Below are 21,817 nucleotides of genomic sequence, written 5' to 3'. Positions count from 1 at the left end.
CCCACAGCTCCAGTCTCCTTGCTAGATCAGGAGCCTCTCCACCGGCCAGGACGGTTCAGAGTGCCAAGTCGGTGGTGCCGCCCACGAGGTGACCAGTGAGGCCTCGGCATCGGTCAGCGGGGCGATACGGCGGAGGCCGTCGAGCTCCTTCTCGGCCATACCGCCCAGGACGAGGATCCCGGTTCGGGAGGCCATGCCGCGGGCTTTCGCCCGATCCGCCTCGGTGGGGAGGGCTTCAAGGTCGTCGAGTGAGTGGGGCACCTGCACGGAGACCACCCCGCGGTGGCGGTTGAGCCGGGTGATCCGGTCCGACCGCTCGACCAGACCGGGTGCCACGCGCAGCGCGCGCCAGAGCTCGTCCTGGATCTGCACGACGTTGCGGCGTCGACCTTGTGCGGCTCCGGCGTCGATGACGCCGGCCGACCAGGCCCAGGCGCAGAGCATGGCGGCGGCGATGGCGTCGTCGTCCTCGTCGTCGAGCAGGGAGAGATCGAGGGACAGGGCGGGGGAGTCGAGGTCGGGGCTGACTGTCGAGGCTCGGTCGAAGATCCCGCGCAGGCTGCCTTCACAGAGCAGGCCCAGTGTGTTGATCAGGTCCCGTGCGACGACGAGGAAGCCCTGGGCGTCGGTGGACGCGGTGATCCGGACGAGGTCCTCGGTAGGCGCGGTCAGGACGTGGAGGATGTCGGGGATCAGCGGCTGGCTCGTGCCGCGAACGCCGACGACGAGGTCGAGGGCGGCGCCGAGCAGTCGGCGTTCGGTGACGGTGATCTCGCCGCGTCGGACGATCATGGTGAGCGCTTCGAGCAGCGAGAGGCGGCGGGCTCTGATCGTCTCGTCGATCCGGTCCCGTTCGCGCTCGTTCGCGAGGCCCTGAGCTGCGGCGAGAGGCCCTGCGTCGAGCGGGTTGAGCGTGTGCGCGCCGCGGCCGATGCGCCACACCGACCCGCCGAGTGCGTCGACGAGGTCGCTGTACTCGCCCTTCACGTCACCGGGAATCACAGCGGTCATGCCGAACCCGACCAGCCCGACGACGAGCCGCTTGGTGATCGACGACTTCCCGATCCCGGGCTGGCCCTGCACCCAGACCCCGGTGTTGGACACCAGCCCTGTGCGGAGCCACTCGGCCGGGTCCAGGCCGACGGGTTCGGAGGTGTGCAGGTGTCGGCCGATCGGAACGCCCTGCACGACGGCCCCGGACGACACCGCGAACGGGTAGAGGCCGCACACCTGGCTGGTGGTCGCGGTGTAGCGGGCAGCGGTCTCGACGTTGGCGGCGCGGCCGCCCTCGCGAATCGGCCAGCCCCAGCGGCGGGGGACGGAAGTCATCGGTGCTCCTCGTATTCAGCGGTGGCCGCGGCGAGCGAGATGGACGGGTTCGAGTCCGACACCGAGAGCGACTGCGAAGGCGGCGGCTTGGCTGCCTCGCAGACGGCGGAGGCGGATCTTGGCCTGGCCGGCGCGGGTCTCGACGTCGCTGACGGCGGCGGCGAGATCGTCGGGATCGACGACCGTGGTGGTGACGTAGACGCTGAAGCGCCCGAGCCCGGCACCCTCGGCTTCCTCCCGGGCGGACTGGAGGGCGCGGTCGCGGTCGTCGCGGTCGCGTTGGGTCTCGTCTCGACGGGTGCGCTCCGCCCAGGCTCGGCGGACCTGTCCGCTGGTGATCTCGGCTTCAACCTTGGCCGCGGCGTCCTGCGCGTCGTAGGGCTCGTAGAGGACGGTGACTCGCCGCGGGTAGGGGCCGGGCGCCAAGAGCGGGGTGAGGACGTGCGCGCTCACGGCTTGCCGGGGTGCCTCCCGCATCCCCCAGGTGACCGAGAGCCCGGAGTCGTGGCGGTAGTCGTCCCAGGTCTCCGATGCGGCGATCGGTCCAGCGGCCGACCAGTTGTCGACGAGGGAGCGGTCGGTGCTGAGGTCTCGCCGGGCGGCGGGGTCGAACGCGGCGCGGATCCGGTTGGTCAGCCACGCCGTGCCTGCGCGTCCGAGGACGGCGACGCCCGCTCCTGCCAGGCCCTGTTCGATCGCGGGTAGGCCGCGTCCGGCGTCGATGGTGGCCTCGACGAGGTCGGCGGGCTTGGGCGAGGCACGTTGGGGGTCCATCGTGACGGTCACCCGGGCGTCGATATCGGCGGTGCTCTCCGGGTGGGCGGCGACGAGCTCGTCGAGGACCCGGCGGGCGAGTGCGGGTGCGTGGGGGTCGAGTGAGGAGGCGACGTGGTCGCGGGTCGTGGTGCCGCCGGTGGGTGCGGTGTCGACGGTGACGGCGAGGTGGACGACGAGGCGTTGGTAGCCCAGGTCGGCGAGCAGCGCGGCCCATCCGGCGACCCAGCGGTCGGTCTGCTCGTCGTCGGCGAGGTCGAGGCCGACGGGAGAGATGCGCAGGACCGCCGAGAGGCGTCCGCTGCGGCGGTCCCAGAGCCAGCAGTGCCTGCCGCCGCGGCCGTCGTCGGCGTCGACGGGGACGGTTGGTCCGAGGATGCCGGGCAGATCGGCCCCGCGGGGGTGAGCGGTGAGGATTCCGCCGGTCCATTCCGTCCAGCCGGCGGCGCGGGCTCGGCGGAACCGTCCGACGCGGGCGAAGAACTCCGCCAGCGTAACCCCGTTGACGCGGATGACCAGCGCTCCGATGAGCAGGACCGAGATCCCTGCCATCGGGAGCGCGGCTCGGGGGACGGTGGAGAAGGCGAGGAGCGGGCCGAGGATCGCCAGGAACAGGACGACGGTCGTCGTGGTGCTGAGGTTGCCGATGCCCCACCCGCGTTCGGCTCGCCAGTTCCCGTACAGGCGCGGTGTCTTCTCCGTCATGAGTCGCCCTTCCTCTTGTTCGGCTTCTGGTCGCCCGTCCCGGTGGGCACCGGGGAGACGGTGATGACCATCCGTGGGCTGCGGCCGGCGGATCCGCTTGATCCCTGGGGGCGGGCGTTCCGGGATCCGGGACCGGCGGCTGATTGCGTCGCCGCCCGATGCACGGCGCGACTGCGCATCGGCAGCGCGGCCGCGGCGCCGACGGCCCCAAGCATTTGTGAACCGCCGACGAGCCCCTGCCCGCCGATCTGGGTGCCGGACCAGGAGAAGAACCTCATCAGTGCGGGCATCGCGACGAGCGCGAGCGCGAGCACCACGAGACCGGCCAGCATGGTCGTGACCTCGCCGGGTTGGTTCGAGCTGGTCGTCGTCAGGTAGGTGAAGCCGATGAAGTAGATGAGCGCTGCGGCGGGCTTGTAGACGGCGATCGCGATGAGCCAGGGCAGGAGTCGGCCCAGCCACCCTCGGGTGGCCCGATTGATCGAGCCAGACGCCGCGAGCGGCAGCATCGCGGCGAGGACCAGCAGACCGGCCTGGCGGCCCAGCATCAAACACCACTGCAGCGCGGCGAGGACGGCCGCGACGATCCCGATCAGCACGTAGCTGAAGTTGTTCTTGATCCCCTCCTGGTAGGTCAGGTTGTCGACCATCAGAACGGCGAAGTTGTTGGCCGCGTTGTCGAGCACCACGCGGCTGAGCTCGTCCCCGGCCCGCAACCCCGCCTGGAGCACGACCAGCCCCAGCGCGGAGACGAGCGCGAAGCGGAGTAGCCCGCCGGCGACCTGGATCAGCGGCTCGGCCTTGCGGGACAGGATGATCCGGATCGCCTGCACGAGCACGGAGACGACGAGGATCACCAGCACTAGCAGCTGGGTCTGTCCCTGCGCTGCGAGAACGGCCGGGTCCATCGGGTCGACGCTGTCGGTCTGTGCCCACCACGAGGTCGCGGCCACGATGAGCTCTGCCGCGGCTTCGGTGATCCTGATGACGAGCTCGTCGAGGGCGGACTGGATGAGCCCGGCGGACTTGCATTCGAGGTCGAAGACGCCACAGTCGGCGGCTTCCTGCGCGAGGATGCTCATGTCAGACCTGGAAGGCGCCGACGACGACCGCGGCGACGCTCGCGAGTGCGAGGCCGCCGAGGATCCAGGCCGAGCCGATCAGGCCTTCGTAGGCAGTGGCGGAGCGGTTGCGGCGGCCGATGATGATCATCGCGGCGCAGACGAGGAGGCCGACGACCCCCGCGACGATGACGCCCCATTTCAGCCAGCCGATGAGCATCTCGGCCATGGCCTCGAGTCCGGGCGGGCGGACTGGCGCCGGGTTCGGTGGCTGCGCGAGCAGGTCCGCGCTCATCGCGGACGCTCCGGCAGCAGGACCCCACCGGCCGGGAGCGGCACGATCGTCGAGGCGATGCGCGGTGTCGCCCCGGCGATCTGCTCGACGGCCTCGGCCCAGCGTCGTGCCTGGCGGCCGAGATCCCGGCGGGGCGAGTCGACGAGTTCCCGGACGGCGTCGAGCGGTTTGGAGAGGGCGCGCCAGTGGTCGACGTGGGGGAGTAGGACTGTGCGCGCGGTGTGCGGAGCGATCATGTGCAGGCGCGTCATCACGGCCCTGCCGGGACGGCCGGAGTCCGTGCAGTTGACTGCCAGGATCGGCTGCTGATCGAGTCTGCCGATCGCGTGCGCGGCGCGGACGAGGGACTCGGAGGTGGCGCGACAGACCAGAATCTCGATCGATTGACCGCGGTGGATCCCGGCGTCATGCCCGCGCAGGGCGTGGGCGATGGTGGTGACTCCGACACCACCGGCGACGCCTGCTACGTGCGGGCGATGTGCACTGGGTTGAACAGAGGACATGAGCGATCTCCTGACGGCGAGGGGTCGCCAGCCACGCTGGCCCTACAGCGCTCACGACCCGATCGCATTCGCTCGCGAGCAGCCGCGAACAGGGCGATCTCGCTCCTATGCCGCTACGCAGCACCGTGAGTCACTCCAACACCCCTACCTCTCTACCGTTGGCAGGCATCGTTAGGGGACGGCGATGCCTAAGCCGGCGGCCTGGGTGCCGCGCAGGCGGCGGAGGCGGATCTTGGCCCGGCCTGCGCGGTTCTCCGCGTCGGCGACCGCGGAGGGGAGGTCGCGTTCGTCGGTGACGGTGGTGATGACGCAGAGGCTGAAGCGACCGATGCCTGCGCCTTCGGCTTCCTCGCGGGCGCACTGCAGGGCGCGGTGGCGGTCGCCGATATCGGCGACCAGCGACCCCCATCCGGCGACCCAGATGTCGGCATGGTCGGCGTCGGCGAGGTCGAGCCCGACGGGGGGAGCGCATCAGGATCGCGGCGAGTCGACCGTTTCGGCGGTCCCAGAGCAGGCACTGGCGTCCTCTGCGGCCGTCGTCCGTTTCGACGGGGACGATCGGTGCGAGGACTCCGGACAGGTCGGTGGCGCGTGGGTGGTCGGTGAGCAGGCCGCCGGAGAGCTCGGTTCATCCCGAGGCGCGGGCTCGACGGAACCGGAGAACCCGGGTCAGTTAATCCTCGGCGGTGGTGCCGCCGACCCGGATCAACATCCCGGCACCACGAGACCAGCGGCGCCCGCGAGGGGCAGCGTGCACCTGTGCTCGGGCAGTTCAGAGGCCAATTCGGGGCACAGGTTTCTCCCTGAAAAGTCTTGTTCGAGACCTCTGCACGAGTCTCTATAGAGGAAGTTTCCGCACGAAGACCCGTGCACCCGTGCCGGACCACCGCTTTGACCCCACCCGTGCACCGGGGCCGGCGGTGACTCGTGAGCGAGCAGAGGGCGACGTCGCGCGCGCGTGTTCCGGACACCCCTCCCCGGCGGACCGGGTGCGACTGGCCGCGGAGCTGGGCGGTGTGCTGCGTTGGAACCGGGTCGCGCGGGGCTGGTCACAGGATGATCTCGACGCAGCGGTCGGGCTCGGTGCTCGCCGGTCGGCGCGGCTCGAGGGTGGCGGGCGGCGGGTGTCGGAGGCGACCACGCGTCGCCTCGCGGAAGCCCTGCGCTCCGGCGGGTCGCCGATGGCGGTCGCGCGCCTGGACCTTGAGCTACAGCGCGCCGCGGGCCCGTCGCAGCGCCGCTGGGTGCGACGTCGGCCGATGCGCGGGGCCTCGGCGCCATCGTCGGGCGCGCGAGGCGGACTCGGTGTGGCGCTTCGAGTGGTGCTCCCCGACGCCGAAGTAGTCCAACCCGACCTGGTCAGCCGGCTGGATCGCCTCCAGCAGGTTGCGCAGACCCTCGGCGGTGCTGCCGAGGCGGCCCGTCGCCTGCTCCTGCTGAACGTCCCCGAAGCTGTAAATCCCGAGTTCCATCGCGCTTTCTCTGACTGCTGTCGTCGTGTTGAGGGTTGCTGTTATTACATATACCGCCTACTGTCGGGTGCCTAAGGACGGCTGGGAAGGTTGGCACCCGGCCTCTGATCGAAGGAGATCGCGGTGGCTTCCAGTGGCGTGTCCGAGGCGGATGAGCCGGACGCCGAGGTTCTGTGGGCACCGTCCGCGGAACGTGCTGCGAGTACCGCCATGGCCCGCTACGCGCAGTGGATCGCGCACCGCGAGGGTCTGCCCGCCGACGATTTCGAGACCCTGTGGCGCTGGTCGGTTGAGACCGGGAGCGGCTTCTGGGCGTCGCTGGCCGAGTTCTTCGACGTCTCCGCCGAAGGGGACTGGTCGGTCGAACGGGATCCGGACGTGACGGGGCTGTCGGGCGCCGGATGGTTCCCGCAGGTCCGGCTGAACTACGCCGAGCAGGCCCTGCGAGGCCGGGACGCCCACGGCCCCGCACTCGTGCAGCTCAGCGAAAGCAACGAACCGGTCGACGTGTCGTGGGCCGAGTTGCGTGGGCAGGTCGGGTCGTTCGCCTCGCAGCTTCGGCGGTGGGGTGTCCGTCCCGGCGATCGCGTCGTCGGCTATCTGCCCAACCTCGCGGAGACGGTGGTTGCGCTGCTCGGGACGGCGGCGGTGGGGGCGGTCTGGGCGTGTTGTGCGCCCGACTACGGCATCGACGCCGTGGTCGACCGGCTGGCCCAGATCGAGCCCAAGGTGCTCGTCGCCGCGGACGGCTACCGCTTCGGTGGCAAGGACGTCGACCGGGTCTCCGCGATCGAGGAGATCGCCGCACGGCTGCCGTCGCTGGAGAAGCTCGTCGTGGTGCCCCGCGTCCACGACTCCGTCGCTGTGACGACCGACGTCGAGACGATCGCGTGGGCCGACGCCGTCGCGGAGCCCGCCGAGCCGGTGTTCGAGCGGGTGCCGTTCGACCACCCCCTGTGGATCCTCTACTCCTCGGGCACCACGGGGCTGCCGAAGGGCATCGTCCACTCGCAGGGCGGCATCGTGCTCGAGCACCTCAAGTGGCTCGGCCTGCACGACGACGTCCGCCCAGGTGATCGCTTCTTCTGGTTCACCTCGACGGCCTGGATGGTGTGGAACGCCTCGATCGCGGGCCTGCTGGTCGGTGCGACCGTCGTGCTGTACGACGGCGCGCCGAACCGCCCCGGGCCGGGACGGCTGTGGGAGCTGGCCGCGCAGGTCCGGGCCACCCAGTTCGGCACCAGCGCCGGCTACCTGACCGCCTCGGAGAAGGCCGGACTGACTCCGGGCGCGGACCTCGACCTGAGCGCCCTGCGGGCGGTCCTGTACTCCGGCTCGGTGCTCCCGGTCGAGGGCTGGCGCTGGGTCTACTCCGCGGTGAAGTTCGACGTGTGGCTCGACGCCCCGTGCGGGGGAACGGACGTGTGTACCCCCTACGTCGGGGGCAACCCGCTCGCCCCGGTCCACGCGGGGGAGATGCAGTGCCGCTTCCTCGGCACGCGGGTCGAGTCCTGGGACGCTGAGGGGCAGCACGCCACGGACCGGGTCGGCGAGCTCGTCGTCACCACGGCGATCCCGTCCATGCCGGTGCGCTTCTGGAACGACCCCGACGGGCACCGCTTCCAGGAGGCCTACTTCGAGATCTACCCGGGCGTGTGGCGCCACGGCGACTGGATCACCATCACCTCTCGCGGCACCGCGATCGTGCACGGCCGCTCAGACTCCACGATCAACCGCCACGGCGTGCGGATGGGCAGCGCGGACATCTACGCGGCGGTCGACCGGATCCCCGAGGTCGCCGACAGTCTCGTCATCGGCGCCGAGCTCGACAGCGGCCGCTACTGGATGCCGCTGTTCGTCACGCTGGCCGAGGGCGCGGAGCTCGACGACGCCCTCGAGGCGCGGATCGCACGGGAGATCCGAGAGAACTGCTCGGCCCGCCACGTGCCCGACGAGATCCTCGTGGCGCCGGCCATCCCGCACACCCTGACCGGCAAACGCCTCGAGGTCCCGGTCAAGCGACTGCTCCAAGGCTTCGAGCCATCTCGCGCCGTCAACGCCGGCGTCGTCGACAGCCCGGAAGCGCTGGACTGGTTCACCGAGCTCGGAGAACGACGCCGCAAGGTCGACGACACCACTGTCGGAGGTCAACCATGAAGGTCCTGATCACAGGCGCCACAGGCAAGCTCGGCCCTCAAGTCGTGCACGAGCTACTGGCCCGCGATGTCGAGGTCAGTGCGCTGGTGCGCGACGCCGAGCGGGCGAGGAGGATCCTCGGTGAGCGGCCCATGCTGGTAGTCGGGTCGTTCGCCGACACCGCCACGGTCGCCGACGCCTTGGGGGAGGTCGACGCACTGTGTCTGCTCACGCCGCACGGCCCGGACATGGCCAAGACCCAGAACGCGCTCATCGACCTGGCGGCACAGAGCGGAACTCGCGTGGTCAAGGTGTCGGGCACCAGCTCGGGCATCGGCCCCGCCGGACCCGACGCTTGCCGCCAGCACTACGACACCGAGCAGCATCTGGCCGGCAGCGGCGTGCCGTGGGCCGTCGTGCGGCCCAACGGGTACATGCAGACACTCGTGGTCGGGATGGCCGCGACCGTGCGTGAACGCGGCGTAGTGGTCAACCCGCTCGGCGGCGCCGGGATCGCGGTGGTCGACTGCGCCGACGTCGGAGCCGCCACGGCCGAGGTGCTCTGCGACCGTCGCCACGACGGCCGTCACCACGTTCTGACCGGTCCGGCGGCTCCGACCTACGCGCAGATGGCCGACGACATCGGGCGGGTGCTCGGGCGTGCGGTCGCGGTGGTCGACGTGACGCCCGAGCAGGCCGGGGAGGCGGCGCGTGCGAAGGGACTCAGTGCCTGGGAGGCCGGGCACCTCGCCGAGATGCTGCACCTGTTCGGCACCGGCGCCGCCGAAGCCGTCGTCGCCGACCTACCCGCCCTCATCGGAAGGCCACCGCGAACGGTCGCCGACTTCGTCACCGACCACCGCGAGCTGTTCACCTCCTGAACCGAACCCATCGGCCCCTCGACGCCCGCCATCTCGTCGTGCGTCGACGGCCGTGAGAGGAAGACATGCGCATCCTCAACCTGTCGGGTCGCCTGGCCGTCGACATCGACGGCTCCTACGCGGTCGACGTGGCGACCGCCAGCGACGGACGCTTCGGCCCCGATCCCCACTCGGTCTACGACCAGTGGGACGAGTTCGTGACCTGGGCAGGCGGCGACCTGCCCATCTCCTCCCGCGTCACCGTCGACCACACCGCACTCGGCGCGCCCGCCCCGCGCCCGCGCCAGGTGTTCGCCGTCGGTCTGAACTACCGCGAGCACGCCGAGGAGGCCGGCCTCGATCTGCCCGAGATCCCGATGGTGTTTACGAAGTTCCCGTCCGCGGTCACCGGGCCGGGCGGCGTGATCGACCTCCCCAAGGGCTCCGTCGACTTCGAGGTCGAACTCGTCGCCGTCGTGGGAAGGGAGGCCGCCGGAGTGAGCACGGCGGACGCCTGGGCCCACATCGCGGGGCTGACCGTCGGGCAGGACCTCTCCGAGCGCGAGCTGCAGCTCGCCGGACCGGCACCCCAACAGTTCAACATGGGCAAGTCCTACCGCGGCTTCGCGCCGATCGGCCCGGTCCTGGTCACACCGGACGAGTTCGCCGACCCGGACGACATCGAGATCAGCTGCGCGCTGAACGGTGTGGAGGTCCAGAAGACCCGCACCAGCGACATGATCTTCTCCATCCCGAAGATCGTCGAGTTCCTCTCCTCAGTGGCGACACTGTGGCCGGGCGACGTCATCTTCACCGGCACACCGTCCGGCACCGGATGGTCCCGCGACCCGAAGCTGCTCATCGGCCCGGACGACGAGCTCGTCACCGTGGCCGAGGGGATCGGGCAGATGCGCCACACCTTCCGCCCCGCCTGACCTCCGGCACCCGGGTCGTGGCCCGGGGGCCGCACACACCTAGCTGCTATACGAAATAGCAGTGATCTTCGGATCGAGAGGAGCCGTGATGACGACAGTCACGCCCATCGAGCAGGACGCGGATCGTCTCGCGGTGCTCGAGGAGATCGAGCGTCGAGTCCTGTGGCTCTCCACAGCGATCATCGACCACGCCAACCGGGTCCGCCCCAACCCGACCGGACTCAAGGTCGGCGGCCACCAGGCGTCCTGCGCCTCGATGACGACGCTGATGACGACGCTGTTCTTCGAGCACCTGCGCTCCGAGGACCGCGTGTCGGTGAAGCCGCACGCCTCACCGGTGCTGCACGCCATCAACTATCTGCTGGGCGAGCTCGACGAGTCGTACCTGACGACTCTGCGCTCCTTCGGGGGGCTGCAGTCCTACCCGTCGCGGTCGAAGGACCCCGACACCGTCGACTACTCCACCGGCTCGGTCGGCATCGGAGCGACGGCCCCGATCTGGGGCGCGCTGTCGCGCCGCTACGTCAACACCCATGGCGGTGACGCGGGCGGCGGACGCCAGTACTCCCTGGTGGGCGACGCAGAGCTCGACGAGGGCGCCGTCTGGGAGGCCATCCTCGACCCGATGGTCGGCGAGCTGGGCGAGGTCGTGTGGATCGTCGACCTGAACCGGCAGAGCCTGGACCGGGTGGTCCCCAACATCGGCGCGACCCGTCTGCAGGGCATGTTCGAGGCCGCCGGCTGGCAGGTCCTCACCGTCAAGTACGGGCGGCTTCTGCATGAGCTCTTCGAGCGCCCGGGCGGAGATGCGCTGCGCCGTCGAATCGACGAGATGGAGAACCCGGAGTACCAGCGTCTGCTGCGCTGCACACCGGCCCAGCTGCGCGAGCGGCTCCCCGACTCCCCGGATCTCAAGGACCTCGTCGCGACGCTGGACGACGACACCCTGTACGCCGCGGTGCGCAACCTCGGCGGGCACGACATGCGCGCGGTAGGTGACGTCTTCGGCGCAATCGACGACACCCGGCCGACCGTGATCTTCGCGTACACGGTCAAGGGGCGCGGCCTGGCCAGCGAGGGCCACCCCCAGAACCACTCCTCACTGCTGTCGGCGGAGCAGGTCGGCGAGCTCGCGGAGCGAAGCGGCACCTCCCTGGACGACCCGTGGCAGCGGCTGGCCGCCGACTCCGCAGCCGGGAGAGCGTGCGCCGACGCCGCGGCGAGGCTGCACCGCGAGCACCACCCGCTGACGGCGGTCGGGAGTCTCCCGACCGACATCGGCCGCACCCCGTCGGGCACCGCGACCACACAGGCCGCGCTCGGCCGGGCGTTGCTGGACCTGACCCGTTCCTCGCCCGAGGCCGCGCAGCGCGTGGTCACGCTGTGCCCCGACGTCTCCTCATCGACGAACCTCGGCGGCTGGGTCAACAAGGTGGGTGTCTGGTCGCCCGACGAGCGGCAGAACTGGTTCGAGGACGACCCGGAGACGATCCTGCACTGGCGGGAGAAGCCGACCGGGCAGCACCTGGAACTGGGCATCGCCGAAGGTAACCTCGTCGGACTACTCGGCGAGCTCGGCGCGACGTGGTCGCGCTGGGGACAGCCGCTGCTACCGATCGGGGTCCTGTACGACCCCTTCGTCGAGCGAGCGCTAGAGCCGTGGTCCTACGGGATCTACGCCGGCGGCCAGTCCATCCTCGTCGGCACCCCGTCCGGAGTGACGCTCGCACCCGAGGGCGGGGCGCACCAGTCGATCACCACCCCGTCGGTCGGGCTGGAGCAGCCGGGCTGCATCACCTACGAGCCGGCCTTCGCGATCGACACCGAGTGGACCCTGTTCGCGTCCCTGGCGCGGCTCGGCCGCCCGGACGGCACCAGCGCCTACCTGCGCTTGTCGACCCGCCCGGTGGACCAGACCCTGGCCGCGGTCCCCTCCGACGCCGCGGCTCGCGAACGGCGGCGCAAACAGGTCGTCGCAGGTGCCTATGCGATCCGCCGCAGCGACACCGATGCTCCGGCAGTGACCATCGCGGTGATGGGCGCCGTCACCCCCGAGGCCCTCGCCGCCGCCGAGCGGCTGGACTCGCTCGGGACCGCGGTCGACGTCGTCTGTGTCACCAGCCCGGGTCTGCTCTTCGACGCCGTGCAGGCCCGCGCGGGCCGTTCCGCGCGCAGCGCCCACACCGACACCTGGATCCTCGACGCCGCCTTCCCCGCCCGTCGCTCGGCTCCGTTGGTGACCGCTCTCGACGGACACCCGCACACGTTGGCCTTCCTGGCCGGCATCAACCAGGTCCGAGCGACTCACCTCGGTGTGACCCGCTTCGGCCAGTCCGGCGACCTCGACAGCGTCTACCGACACCACGGCCTGGACAGCGACAGCATCGTTGCCGCGGCGCTCGATCTGATCTGACCTGCCCTCTCGCGACTAGGAGTCCTGATCCGCCATGCCCGTTCCCGTCACCATGCCCGAACTGGGGGAGAGCGTCACCGAGGGGACGGTGACCCGCTGGCTCAAGGACGTCGGTGACACCGTCGCCGTCGACCAGCCCCTCCTTGAGGTCTCGACGGACAAGGTCGACACCGAGATCCCGGCCCCGGTGGCCGGAACACTCCTCGAGCTGCTGGCGGGCGAGGACGAGACCGTGGAGGTCGGCGGTCTGCTCGCGCACGTCGGCGAGGCCGCCGAGGCCGGCAGCTCGGCCGCCGCCGAGCAGGTCCCCGAACAGAGTTCGGAACCGGAGCCCGAGCCGGCTCCCGCAGTCGACCCGGAGCCGCAGCAACCCAGTTCGGACGCAGAGCCACAGCAACCAGACCCCGCACCAACGCCGCCGGCACCGACGGCACCGGCGGCGCCCTCGGGGAAGGCGGCGACACGGACAGCGCCGACCCAGACAGCCGGGAGGCCCATCGGCTCCACCGAGAAGCTGTCCCGGCTGCGACAGATCATCGCCGAGCGCATGACCGAGTCTCTGCGGGTCTACGCCCAGTTGACGACCGTGCAGCAGGTCGACATCACCCGCATCGCGCGGCTTCGCGCAGCCGCCAAGAAGGACTTCGAGCGCCGCGAAGGGGTCCGGCTGACGTTCCTGCCCTTCTTCGCCAAGGCCGTGGTCGAGGCCCTCGGGGCCTTCCCCACGCTCAACGCCTCGATCTCCGAGGACGGCAAGTCGGTCACCTACCACTCCGGGGTGCACCTGGCGATCGCCGTGGACACCCCGCGCGGACTGCTGGTCCCGGTCATCCGCGACGCCCAGGACCTGGGCATCGCCGGGCTTGCCCGCCACATCGCCGACGTCGCCGAGCGCACGCGCACCAACGCCATCAAGGCCGACGAGCTCAGCGGCGGCACGTTCACCATCACCAACATCGGCAGTGTGGACGCGCTGTTCGACACCCCGATCATCAACCAGCCCCAGGTCGCGATCCTCGCCACCGGAGCCATCCACCGGGAGCCCGCCGTCATCGCAGGGCCCGATGGCGATGACCAAATCGCCGTCCGCTCGCGCTGCTACCTCCCGATGACCTACGACCACCGGCTCGTCGACGGCGCCGACGCCGGCCGATTCGTCAGCGCGGTCAGGGCTCGGCTGGAAGAAGGTGCGTTCGAGGGCGAGCTCGGGCTATGAGCCCTGACGCCACCTCGCCCCCTTTCGCCGGTCCGCTGCACACATCCATCCGATCACGTCTCCACCGAAAGGAGCGGACCCGCCATGGGTTCCATCCCCAAGTTCGCGCACGTCGTCTTCCAGACCGGCCGGCTCGAGCAGATGCGCGACTGGTACTGCGACCTCCTTGAGGGGCACGCCGTCTACCAGGGCCATGGCCTGTGCTTCGTGACTTTCGACGACGAGCACCACCGCGTCGCGTTCATGCAGCCCCCGGTCCCGATGGACCCGAAGGCGCCCACCGCCGCCGGGATGCACCACACCGCCTACACCTTCGACGACCTCGACGCGCTCCTCGAGCGCTACACGTCGCTCAAGGACAAGGGCATCGAGCCCGCGGTACCGATCCAGCACGGAGTCACCACCTCGCTGTACTACCGCGACCCCGACGGCAACTTCGTCGAGCTGCAGGTGGACAACTTCGAAGCGGCCGACGACGCCACGGCCTACATGGAGGGCGAGGAGTACGACCAGGACCCGGTCGGGGTGTCGTTCTCGCCGGACCTCATGATCGCGGAGCGTCGCAGCGGTGTACCCGCCGAGCAACTGCAGACCCGCAAGTGGGCGCTCACGACCACTCCGGACCTACCGAACCCGCTCACGGTCTTGACGTCCTGAACGCCTAAGAGCAAAGAGCTCCGTTGTTATAACGAATAGCAGTTGCTAGTGTGAGGCCGGTCATGGCGATCGACGGGCTTCGGAACGAGCTCCCGCCTCCCGTGGACCGGATCAATTAAAGGAGATTCCGGTGGCTGACATCGATGTTCCTGTTCTGATCGTGGGTGGCGGCGGCTGCGGCCTGTCGGCCTCGATCTTCCTGTCCGAGCTGGGTGTCGAGTCGCTGCTCGTCGAGCGACACGACGGCACCTCGCACCTGCCCAAGGCGCACTACCTCAACCAGCGCACCATGGAGGTCTTCCGCCAGTACGGCATCGCCGACTCGGTCTATGAGGCGGGTGCGGGCCTGGAGAAGTTCGGCAAGGTGCGCTGGACGACCTCGTTGGGTGGCGACGGCCCGCTCGACGCGAAGATCCTCTACACCATCGACGGGTTCGGTGGCGGGAAGCTGTTCGAGCCCTACATGCGCGACAGTGCCTGCCCGTCGAGCAACCTGCCGCAGATCCGGCTGGAGCCGATCCTCAAGCGTCACGCCGAGGACCGCGCCCCCGGGCGGGTCCGGTTCGGCCACGAGCTCGTCGCTCTCGCCGAAGACGGTGACGGCGTCACCGCCACGGTCCAGGACCTCTCCTCGGGGGAGACCTACCAAGTGCGGGCCCGCTACGTGATCGGCGCCGACGGCGGTAAGACGGTGGGCGAGAAGATCGGTGTCGCCATGAACGGCCCCGGCGGGCTGCTGGACATGGTCAGCTGCCACTTCAAGGCCGACATGTCCGCCTATGCCGACGAGACCTGCCTGATCACCTGGCTCCTCAACCCCGATGGCGCCGGATCCTGGGGCAGTGGCGCCATGGTGCCGATGGGCCCGACCTGGGGCAAGCACTCCGAGGAGTGGAACTTCATCTTCGCCTTCGGGCCCGACGACCCCGAGCGGTTCGACGAGGCCGCCATCGTCCCCCGGCTGAAGAGCCTCATGAAGCTGCCCGACCTCGAGATCGAGGTCCTGCGCATCAGCCACTGGGTACTGGAGGGCGTGCTCGCCGAGCGCTACCGGGTCGGTCGGGTCTTCCTCGCCGGGGACGCCGCTCACCGTCACCCCCCGACCACAGGCCTGGGCCTCAACACCGCCATCCAGGACTCCCACAACCTGGCCTGGAAGCTCGCCGCAGTGATCAAGGGTCAGGCCGCGCCCTCGCTGCTCGACAGCTATGAACCCGAGCGGCAGGCCATCGGGGCGCGCAATGTCGACTGGGCGATGTTCACCTTCATGAACCACATGCTCATCGACGCGGGTATGGGCCTCATGCCGGGACAGCCCGCCGAGGCCAACCGGGCCGCGATGGAGGCCTACTTCGCCGAAACCCCGATGGGCGCCACCCGCCGCGCCCGCGCCGCCGAGGTGATCGAGACCCAGCGCATGGAGTTCCAGGCCCACGACCTGGAGATCGGGTTCCGCTACGACGAGGGCGCACTCGTACCCGACGGCACGCAGCCCCCGCCCACCGACCCGATGGGGACGATTTACCACCCCACCACACGGCCGGGGCACCGCCTCCCGCACGCCTGGCTGGAGCGCGGCGGCGAGCGGGTCTCGACCCATGACCTCGTCGACCGCGACGGGTTCGTACTGCTGACCGACGCCGCCGGGCAGGCCTGGGTCGCCGCGGCAGAGGCGGCCGCGGAGAAGTTCGGCGTCACCATCTCCACTGCGGTCATCGGTGACGGCGGGGATCTCGCCGATGCCGACGGCACCTGGGCCCGGCTGCGGGAGGTCTCCGACGGCGGCGCGGTTCTGATCCGGCCCGACAATCACGTCGCCTACCGCGCGACCGAGCCGGTCGCCGACGCTCATGAGGCACTCACCCGCACGGTCGGCAGCCTGCTGGGGCACTGATCGAGACGCCCTCCGTAGGTGGCGCCGCCGCTCAGCGACGCGGCGGCGCCATCTCAGCACCACTTCGTCAGCCAAGCCCGGTTATGGCAGCCAGTGGAAAGTCCGAATCGATGACTCAGACACTCACCTCGAGCTCTACCGGTCGGGTGCTGGGCCCGACAGCCGCAGAGCTCGTCGGACGCGCTCGCGAGCTCGCCCCGGTCCTCGCTGCACGCGCTCAGGCGACGGAGGACGCGCGCGCCCCGCTCAGCGAGACGGTCCAAGACCTCATCGACTCCGGGCTGCTGGCCACGCTCACGCCGAAGGTCTACGACGGCCAAGAGCTGAGCATCAACGATATGATCGACATCGTTCGGATTCTGTCGGCCGCACGCCCGTCCACCGGCTGGGTCTCGACGTTCTACATGGGCGCGGCCTGGCGGGCGAACCTGTTCGGCGAGCGGGTCCAGCGAGAGATCTTCGCCGATAAGCCCTATGTCCTGGGTGCCGGTCAGGCGGCCCCCCTGCGGGAGGCCCGGCGGGTCCCGGGTGGCTATCTCATCTCAGCCAGACGCCATGGAGCTCGGGGTCGGTCCACGCCGAGTGAATCATGTTCATGGGCGTCGTGATCGACGACGGGGCGCCGGCGCCGACACTGTTCATGATCCCCCGCGAGGAGACCGAGGTCCTCGACACCTGGTACATCGCGGGGATGCGGGGGACCGGCAGCAACGACGTCCGCGTCGAGCAGGTCTTCGTCCCGGAGTACCGCGCGGCCTCCTTCCTCGACGCGCTGACCGGTACCGCCGAAGGTCAGCAGCTGCACCCGAACACGATGTACCAACTCCCATTCGTGCCGTTCACCATGTGCGAGGTCGTGCCCGTCGTCGTGGGCGCCCTCCGCGGCGCGACCGAGGCGTTCACCGTGCGCACCGCCGAGCGCCAAGGCGCGCTCAGCCTCGAGAAGGCAGCCGGTAAGCAGGCCGCTCAGATCCGCCTCGGTCGAGCGATCGCCTCCGCCGACGCGGCGGAGACCCTTCTGCAGCCCTACATCGACCGCATCCTGGCTCGCCCTCAGGGCCACCTCGACCCGGCCGAACGCGCGGAGATGAAGCTCAAGGGCTCCTTCAGCACCAGTTTGTGTCGGGATGCGGTCAACGACATTGCCCGCGATATCGGTGGCGACGGATTCCGTGACCACTCACCGCTGCAGCGGTTCTTTCGCGACATCAACGTCGTTGCGGTCCACGCCTTCCTGGACCTCGACACGGCGTCCGAGACCCTCGGCCGCATGGCCTTGCAGCTGCCGGTGGAGGACCGCCTGATCTGACGCAGGTGGCCGCGCGTCAGACGGTCGGCGAGACATGGCGCTTGGCTATAGTGAATAACACCGTCCGGAGGGCCTCCGGACAGAGAGCGAGTGCACCATGGCGTCGTCGGGCTCGACCGTGCGGCCGATCGCGTCGCGGTCGGTCGCCGAGCTGGTCACCTCGGAGCTCCGCCGCTCCATCCTGGGCGGTGCGCTGGCTCCTGGCCAGGAGTTCTCTCTGCGCGAGGTCGCCGGGATGCTCAACGTCAGCTTCATCCCCGTGCGCGAGGCCCTGCGCAGCCTCGAGGCGGAGGGGCTGGTCATCAACCGCCCGGGTCGCAGCTCCATGGTCGCCCCGCTCGACCTCGACGACCTGCACGCCATCTACCGACTGCGCCACGAGCTCGAGCCCAACATCGCCGCCCACGCGTGCAGTCTCCTGACCGACGCCCAGCTCGACGAGCTCGATCGGCACGCCACCGAGTTCGGCGACGAGAAACTCGGGATCGACGAGATCTACGAGGCCCACCACGCCTTCCACCTCGCGCTGCTCAAGCCCGCGGCGACCGAGTGGGACGTCCGCATCCTCGGAACCCTGTGGCGAGCCGCCGAGCGTTACATCCGCATCGGGTTCGGCCGCCTCGACCCCGACCCACGCGAGCACGGGCGGCGCGAGCACGCCCATCACGACCTTCTCGACGCCTTCCGCAGCCGAGACGTGGACCTCGTGCGCCAGGGTGTCCACGACCACCTTGCCCACAACGAGCAGATAGCCCTGCGCGCTCTCGAACCGCAGGCCGAGGCTCAGTAGGCCGGTCGTACGCGGAACGGCCACCGGCGATCCCGGTGGCCGTTCTGACGTGCGGGCCCGATCAGGGCCAGATCAGCGGCTGAAGGATCGGACGCACCACGCGCGACTCGAACCGCCACCCCTCCGAGGTGTGGACGTAGCTGTCGTGGAACTCCAGGACCCGCCCCTGCTCGGTCGCGTACGGCACAGGCCCTTCGCCCTCGGGTACCGGGCCGTGGAACACCACTGACCCGACCACCCCGCGGGCGGAGTCCGCTGTGACCTCGGGGTAGTAGAAGTTCGTCAGCAGGTGCCGGGTGGTCAGCGGAGCGCGCTCGTCCATCGCTGTGCGGATGGCCCCGTGGCCCCGCAGTGGCGTCCCGCCCCGGTCGAACACGCCCTCTGGGGTGAACACGTTCACGAGGGCGTCGAACTCGCCGTTGTCGAGGAAGTAGACGAAGCGCTGGCTCAGCGCCGTCAGCTGCCACTCGATGAGCATCTGCTCAGACTGATCCACGTCGATCCCAATCCCTGGTTGGCGCGGTTCCCCGCGGCGGGCAGCTTCGACGGTAGAGAGCTATATGAAATAACACAACGAAACATCGGGGTTGTTATAACGAATATCGACCGCTAGTGTGAGCTACGACATCGGGCCGCAGGCACGTCGCCGAGGGGCCCAGGTACTCGACCACGAGGTATCGACGACGATGCTGACGTTGCAGAGCGCGACCGGGGCCGTCCGGGCTTTTCCGCCCCTGCCGCCGTCGACGGGCGTGTCTCGGCCCCCGGTTCTCGAGACCGATCGCAACGGCTCGACCGATGCGGTACCCGCCACCCCGGCGTCCGGGGTGTCCCCACGCTGCTTCACCGACTGATCGTCGGCTCCGGTACAGGTCCCCATCACCGCGAGGAGAACGTCATGGCCCCCAACATCCGCAAGCCGCGGCCGGTGATCGCGCCTAAGCTGCACCACACGACCTTCCTGACCCTCAAGCTCGACGAGATGGTCGCCTGGTATGAGAAGGTCGCTGGCCTGACTCCCGTGCACTACGCGGAGGGCGCAGCCTGGCTGACCAACGACGAGGCCAACCACCGGGTGGCGTTCGTCGCACACCCGGCGATCAAGAAGCCGATCGACAAGCCCACGAGCGCCGGTCTTCACCACACGGCTTTCGAGTACACGGACTTCGATCAGTGGCTCGACAACTACCTGCGCCTCAAGGACGAGGGCATCGTCCCGTTCATGAGCCTCGACCACGGCATCACCATGTCGCTGTACTACGCCGATCCGGAGGGCAACGGCGTGGAGATTCAGGTTGACGCCTTCGGCGACTGGGCGGCATCGAAGGAGTGGATGTGGGCCTCCCGCGAGTTCGCGGAGAACCCCATCGGCTCGTATTTCGACCCGGACAAGCTCGTCGAGGCCCGCGAGCAGGGACTGTCCAAGGACGAGATCCACGCGGGCGCCCGGGCCGGGAAGTACCTGCCCGAGAACCCGCCGAACGACATCCTGCTCCCCGAGGTCTACTGACCGCCCCACGGCCGGGGTGCGCTGCGCACCCTGGCCGTGCCCGTCGACCGGCACGTCGCCAGCCGACGGGCGAACCCTTCACGCGACACCTTCTGCCGATAACGATTCACAGCCTCGAGTTCCGCGGATGTTCCCGATGCTGCCTCCTGCCGCCGGCGTTTCCCGGAGGATGCACATCGCCCTCACGGTCGTCGCGGATCCCGCCTGACCGTTTCCGCCTTCTGCCGGTCACACGACAAGGGGAGTATGTGAATGATCCACGACCTGGAAAGCCTCGAGATGATCTCTTTGCTCAACGGTGATACCGCACCGTCGCGTCGCTTCCAACTCTGGAGTGGACGATGACGAACAGCGAGACCGCCGCCGAGTGGGACCAGGAGCTCGATGTCCTGGTCGCCGGCAGCGGTATAGGCGGGCTCGGTACCGCGGTGATTGCGGCATCGTGTGGCGCCGAGGTGGCCGTCGTCGAGAAGGCGGCCACGATCGGCGGGACCACAGCGAAGTCCGCGGCCTACATGTGGATCCCCAACAACCACTACCTCCGAGCGTCGGGGCGCTTGGACCCGCGTCCCCAGGCTCTGCAGTACATGGCGAAACTGTCCCGGCCGCGGCTTTACGACCCCGACGGCCCGACACTCGGTCTGCCGGAGTGGGAGTATCGAGGCATCGCGGCGTTCTACGACAACGCCTCCGAAGCCGCCGAGACATACGAGCGTCTCGGGGTCCTCGAGTTCGGCCATGCATCCGACTTCCCGGACTACTATGCCCACCTCCCCGAGGACGCCGCGCCGACCGGTCGAATCCTCTTCCCGGCCGAGAGTCAGGGCGGCCCGACCGGTGGCCAAGTCCTGGTCGAGAAGTTCGCCACGGCCTGCGAGCGTGCGGGCGTCTCGATCGCGGTCCAGGCCCGGGTGACCAGAGTGCTGCTCGAGGACGGTGCCGTCGTCGGTGCCGAGGTCGAACAGCAGGGCTCGCTCCGCCGTATCCGGACCCGGCGTGGCGTGGTGTTCGCCACGGGGGGGTTCACGCAGGATCCCGAGCTGCGGCTGCGTTTCCTCGATCAGTCCTACGTGGGCGGTTGCGCCGCGAGGACCAATACCGGAGACCTCCTGACCATCGCGCGGGAGGCCGGGGCCGATCTCGCCAATCTCAACCTCGGCATGCGCGCTCCGATGGTGTTGGAGCGGCTCATCGAGGACCCCGCCGGCGTTCGCGGGTCCTTCATGCTGCCCGGTGACTCCATGATCATCGTCAATCGGTTCGGTCGACGAGTGGTCAGCGAGAAGTTGCCGTACCACGACTTCGCCCGTGCGTTCTTCGAGTGGGATGGCCAACTTGGCGGCTACCCGAACACACCACTCATCGTGATCTGGGACGACGCCGCCATGCGGTACGGCGGCGAGGGCTTCGGCAACCCGATCCCCCCGCCGGATGCCGACCCCTACTGGGTCGTCACAGCAGACAACATGGTCGACCTCGAGAAGGGGATCGCCACCAAGCTCGACAAGCTTCGTGCTCTGATCGGGCAGGCCGAACTGGACGCGCGGTTCGGCGAGACGCTCGCAGAGACGGTCGAGCGGTGGAACGCGATGGCCGCCGAGGGCGTCGACCACGACTTCCGCCGCGGCAGCACGCCGATCGAGCAGGGCCTCAGCGCGTTCTTCGGGGTGGGCACGGGGCCCAACCCGATGATGGCGCCACTGGCGTCCGACGGGCCCTACCACGCCACCATCCTCGGCCCTGCCCTGATCGACACCGCCGGAGGCCCCCGCTGCGAGCCCGACGGGCAGGTTCTTCGGCCGGACGGAAGCCCGATCACCGGTCTGTTCGCGGTCGGCAACTGCGCTGCCGCCCCCTCAGGCGAGGCCTACTGGGCGGGTGGCCACACGATCGGCTTCATCCAGTGCGCGGCCTATCTCGCAGGCCGTGCCGTGACCGCCTGACCCGGCACCAGCACA

The 21,817-nt window shown here is 69.7% G+C and carries 18 protein-coding genes and 2 pseudogenes; 13 read left to right on the top strand and 7 right to left on the bottom strand.

Annotated features, from left to right (window positions below; translation table 11 throughout):
* Positions 1–21: 21 nt before the first annotated feature.
* The 5 genes from ABD993_RS33070 to ABD993_RS33050 are packed head-to-tail and all read right to left on the bottom strand — an operon-like array spanning position 22 to position 4,667.
* Complete coding sequence (locus ABD993_RS33070) at positions 22–1,329, bottom strand: hypothetical protein (RefSeq protein ID WP_345427017.1); 1,308 nt, start codon at positions 1,327–1,329, stop codon at positions 22–24.
* Positions 1,330–1,344: 15 nt separating this feature from the next.
* The gene (locus ABD993_RS33065) at positions 1,345–2,808 is read right to left on the bottom strand and encodes an SCO6880 family protein (protein WP_345427016.1); all 1,464 of its coding nucleotides are present in this window, start codon (positions 2,806–2,808) and stop codon (positions 1,345–1,347) included.
* The gene (locus tag ABD993_RS33060) at positions 2,805–3,890 is read right to left on the bottom strand and encodes a hypothetical protein (RefSeq protein WP_345427014.1); all 1,086 of its coding nucleotides are present in this window, start codon (positions 3,888–3,890) and stop codon (positions 2,805–2,807) included. The genes ABD993_RS33065 and ABD993_RS33060 overlap by 4 nt, the downstream gene beginning before the upstream one ends.
* A gap of 1 nt (position 3,891) precedes the next feature.
* Positions 3,892–4,164: a hypothetical protein gene (locus ABD993_RS33055; RefSeq protein ID WP_345427012.1), complete on the bottom strand. Its 273-nt coding sequence runs from the start codon at positions 4,162–4,164 to the stop codon at positions 3,892–3,894.
* On the bottom strand, positions 4,161–4,667 hold the full coding sequence (locus ABD993_RS33050; RefSeq protein WP_345427010.1) for a hypothetical protein: 507 nt from the start codon (positions 4,665–4,667) through the stop codon (positions 4,161–4,163). The genes ABD993_RS33055 and ABD993_RS33050 overlap by 4 nt, the downstream gene beginning before the upstream one ends.
* A 686-nt stretch (positions 4,668–5,353) precedes the next feature.
* On the opposite strand from ABD993_RS33050, the pseudogene ABD993_RS37035 reads away from it, so the two are divergent.
* Positions 5,354–5,833, top strand: a pseudogene (locus tag ABD993_RS37035) (helix-turn-helix domain-containing protein); the annotation flags it as partial.
* A 42-nt stretch (positions 5,834–5,875) separates the two neighbouring features.
* Here the strand turns inward: ABD993_RS37035 and ABD993_RS33045 are convergent.
* Positions 5,876–6,139: a hypothetical protein gene (locus ABD993_RS33045; protein ID WP_345427008.1), complete on the bottom strand. Its 264-nt coding sequence runs from the start codon at positions 6,137–6,139 to the stop codon at positions 5,876–5,878.
* Between the two features lie 123 nt (positions 6,140–6,262).
* On the opposite strand from ABD993_RS33045, the gene ABD993_RS33040 reads away from it, so the two are divergent.
* The 10 genes and pseudogenes from ABD993_RS33040 to ABD993_RS32995 all read left to right on the top strand — a co-directional run bounded on the left by ABD993_RS33040 (position 6,263) and on the right by ABD993_RS32995 (position 18,349).
* Positions 6,263–8,296: an acetoacetate--CoA ligase gene (locus ABD993_RS33040; RefSeq protein WP_345427006.1), complete on the top strand. Its 2,034-nt coding sequence runs from the start codon at positions 6,263–6,265 to the stop codon at positions 8,294–8,296.
* On the top strand, positions 8,293–9,156 hold the full coding sequence (locus tag ABD993_RS33035; RefSeq protein WP_345427004.1) for an NAD(P)H-binding protein: 864 nt from the start codon (positions 8,293–8,295) through the stop codon (positions 9,154–9,156). The genes ABD993_RS33040 and ABD993_RS33035 overlap by 4 nt, the downstream gene beginning before the upstream one ends.
* 65 nt (positions 9,157–9,221) lie before the next feature.
* Positions 9,222–10,070 carry a fumarylacetoacetate hydrolase family protein gene (locus ABD993_RS33030; protein ID WP_345427002.1) on the top strand — a complete coding sequence of 283 codons (849 nt, stop codon included), beginning with the start codon at positions 9,222–9,224 and terminating at the stop codon, positions 10,068–10,070.
* A gap of 88 nt (positions 10,071–10,158) precedes the next feature.
* Positions 10,159–12,483, top strand: coding sequence for a transketolase-like TK C-terminal-containing protein (locus ABD993_RS33025; RefSeq protein ID WP_345427000.1), 2,325 nt, complete (start codon positions 10,159–10,161; stop codon positions 12,481–12,483).
* Between the two features lie 43 nt (positions 12,484–12,526).
* Positions 12,527–13,699 (top strand): annotated as a pseudogene (locus tag ABD993_RS33020) (2-oxo acid dehydrogenase subunit E2); the annotation flags it as partial.
* 84 nt (positions 13,700–13,783) lie between these two features.
* On the top strand, positions 13,784–14,356 hold the full coding sequence (locus ABD993_RS33015) for a VOC family protein (protein WP_345426998.1): 573 nt from the start codon (positions 13,784–13,786) through the stop codon (positions 14,354–14,356).
* A gap of 130 nt (positions 14,357–14,486) precedes the next feature.
* Positions 14,487–16,250 (top strand): FAD-dependent monooxygenase, encoded by a 1,764-nt coding sequence (locus ABD993_RS33010; RefSeq protein ID WP_345426996.1) that lies wholly within the window; start codon positions 14,487–14,489, stop codon positions 16,248–16,250.
* Between the two features lie 146 nt (positions 16,251–16,396).
* Positions 16,397–16,858: an acyl-CoA dehydrogenase family protein gene (locus ABD993_RS33005; protein ID WP_345426994.1), complete on the top strand. Its 462-nt coding sequence runs from the start codon at positions 16,397–16,399 to the stop codon at positions 16,856–16,858.
* Complete coding sequence (locus ABD993_RS33000) at positions 16,846–17,559, top strand: acyl-CoA dehydrogenase family protein (RefSeq protein ID WP_345426992.1); 714 nt, start codon at positions 16,846–16,848, stop codon at positions 17,557–17,559. The genes ABD993_RS33005 and ABD993_RS33000 overlap by 13 nt, the downstream gene beginning before the upstream one ends.
* 97 nt (positions 17,560–17,656) lie before the next feature.
* Positions 17,657–18,349 carry a GntR family transcriptional regulator gene (locus ABD993_RS32995; RefSeq protein ID WP_345426990.1) on the top strand — a complete coding sequence of 231 codons (693 nt, stop codon included), beginning with the start codon at positions 17,657–17,659 and terminating at the stop codon, positions 18,347–18,349.
* Between the two features lie 61 nt (positions 18,350–18,410).
* On the opposite strand, the gene ABD993_RS32990 is transcribed toward ABD993_RS32995, so the two are convergent.
* Entirely contained in the window at positions 18,411–18,845 is a 435-nt protein-coding gene (locus tag ABD993_RS32990; protein WP_345426989.1) for a nuclear transport factor 2 family protein, read from the bottom strand.
* 402 nt (positions 18,846–19,247) lie between these two features.
* Here ABD993_RS32990 and ABD993_RS32985 point away from each other — a divergent pair, with 402 nt between their 5' ends.
* A complete protein-coding gene (locus ABD993_RS32985; protein WP_345426987.1) occupies positions 19,248–19,859 on the top strand; it encodes a VOC family protein in 612 nt (203 codons plus the stop codon).
* 341 nt (positions 19,860–20,200) lie between these two features.
* Entirely contained in the window at positions 20,201–21,802 is a 1,602-nt protein-coding gene (locus ABD993_RS32980) for an FAD-dependent oxidoreductase (protein WP_345426985.1), read from the top strand.
* Positions 21,803–21,817 lie beyond the last annotated feature (15 nt).

The sequence above is a fragment of the Pseudonocardia xishanensis genome (genome assembly GCF_039541715.1).
Taxonomy (GTDB): Bacteria; Actinomycetota; Actinomycetes; order Mycobacteriales; family Pseudonocardiaceae; genus Pseudonocardia; species Pseudonocardia xishanensis.
The sequence above is the reverse complement of the archived record's forward strand: the minus strand, read 5'-3'. Positions and strand labels throughout refer to the sequence as shown.

Bases quoted from the DNA above. Each gene is read 5' to 3' on its own strand.
- ABD993_RS33060 (WP_345427014.1), bottom strand. From the start codon at position 3,890: ATGAGCATCCTCGCGCAGGAAGCCGCCGACTGTGGCGTCTTCGACCTC.
- ABD993_RS33035 (WP_345427004.1), top strand. From the start codon at position 8,293: ATGAAGGTCCTGATCACAGGCGCCACAGGCAAGCTCGGCCCTCAAGTC.
- ABD993_RS33025 (WP_345427000.1), top strand. From the start codon at position 10,159: ATGACGACAGTCACGCCCATCGAGCAGGACGCGGATCGTCTCGCGGTG.
- ABD993_RS33000 (WP_345426992.1), top strand. From the start codon at position 16,846: ATGGGCGTCGTGATCGACGACGGGGCGCCGGCGCCGACACTGTTCATG.
- ABD993_RS32995 (WP_345426990.1), top strand. From the start codon at position 17,657: ATGGCGTCGTCGGGCTCGACCGTGCGGCCGATCGCGTCGCGGTCGGTC.
- ABD993_RS33065 (WP_345427016.1), bottom strand. From the start codon at position 2,808: ATGACGGAGAAGACACCGCGCCTGTACGGGAACTGGCGAGCCGAACGC.
- ABD993_RS32985 (WP_345426987.1), top strand. From the start codon at position 19,248: ATGGCCCCCAACATCCGCAAGCCGCGGCCGGTGATCGCGCCTAAGCTG.
- ABD993_RS32980 (WP_345426985.1), top strand. From the start codon at position 20,201: ATGACGAACAGCGAGACCGCCGCCGAGTGGGACCAGGAGCTCGATGTC.
- ABD993_RS33030 (WP_345427002.1), top strand. From the start codon at position 9,222: ATGCGCATCCTCAACCTGTCGGGTCGCCTGGCCGTCGACATCGACGGC.
- ABD993_RS33050 (WP_345427010.1), bottom strand. From the start codon at position 4,667: ATGTCCTCTGTTCAACCCAGTGCACATCGCCCGCACGTAGCAGGCGTC.
- ABD993_RS33070 (WP_345427017.1), bottom strand. From the start codon at position 1,329: ATGACTTCCGTCCCCCGCCGCTGGGGCTGGCCGATTCGCGAGGGCGGC.
- ABD993_RS33045 (WP_345427008.1), bottom strand. From the start codon at position 6,139: ATGGAACTCGGGATTTACAGCTTCGGGGACGTTCAGCAGGAGCAGGCG.
- ABD993_RS33055 (WP_345427012.1), bottom strand. From the start codon at position 4,164: ATGAGCGCGGACCTGCTCGCGCAGCCACCGAACCCGGCGCCAGTCCGC.
- ABD993_RS33015 (WP_345426998.1), top strand. From the start codon at position 13,784: ATGGGTTCCATCCCCAAGTTCGCGCACGTCGTCTTCCAGACCGGCCGG.